Annotated in this window: 1 protein-coding gene; it reads left to right on the forward strand. The window is 67.5% G+C overall.

The window, feature by feature from the left end; genetic code table 11:
- Positions 1 to 979: HAMP domain-containing protein (locus DMB42_RS52725; protein WP_125649946.1), on the forward strand; the 979-nt coding region annotated here is incomplete at both ends.

Below are 979 nucleotides of genomic sequence, written 5' to 3' on the forward strand. Positions count from 1 at the left end.
TGCGTCAGCTGCTCGGCGGGCTGACAGCGGTCCGGGACGGCGACTTCCGCACCCGCCTGCCCGAGGACGCCGACGGCCTGCTCGGCGAGATCGCCTCGGTCTTCAACGGCATGGTCGACCAACTGTCCCTGTTCACCTCCGAAGTCACCCGCGTCGCCCGCGAGGTCGGCACCGACGGCCGGCTCGGCGGACAAGCCGACGTCCCCTCGGTCTCCGGCACCTGGAAAGACCTCACCGAATCCGTCAACGCCATGGCCGGCAACCTCACCGACCAAGTACGCAGCATCGCCCAGGTCACCACCGCCGTAGCCCGCGGCGACCTGTCCCAGAAGATCACCGTCCACGCCCGCGGCGAGATCCTCGAACTCAAGAACACCGTCAACACCATGGTCGACCAACTGTCCTCCTTCGCCGACGAAGTCACCCGGGTGGCCCGCGAAGTCGGCACCGACGGCCAGCTCGGCGGACAAGCAGAAGTCGAAGGCGTCGCCGGCACCTGGCGCGACCTCACCGACTCCGTCAACTTCATGGCCGGCAACCTCACCGACCAAGTACGCAACATCTCCCAGGTCGCCACCGCCGTCGCCCGCGGCGACCTGTCCCAGCGCATCACCGTCTCAGCACGCGGCGAGATCCTCGAACTCAAGAACACCCTCAACACCATGGTCGACCAACTGTCCTCCTTCGCCGACGAAGTCACCCGGGTGGCCCGAGAGGTCGGCACCGACGGCCGCCTCGGCGGCCAGGCCGACGTCAAAGGCGTCTCCGGCACCTGGAAAGCCCTGACCGAATCGGTCAACGTCATGGCCGACAACCTCACCGCCCAGGTCCGCAGCATCGCCGAGGTCACCACCGCCGTCGCCAAGGGCGACCTCACCCAGAAGATCCGCGTCGACGCCCGGGGCGAGATCCTCGAACTCAAGGAGACCATCAACACGATGGTCGACCAGCTGTCCGCCTTCGCCGACGAAGTCACCCG

Origin of the sequence: Nonomuraea sp. WAC 01424 (assembly GCF_003947315.1) — a bacterium.
Lineage (GTDB): Bacteria > Actinomycetota > Actinomycetes > Streptosporangiales > Streptosporangiaceae > Nonomuraea > Nonomuraea spiralis.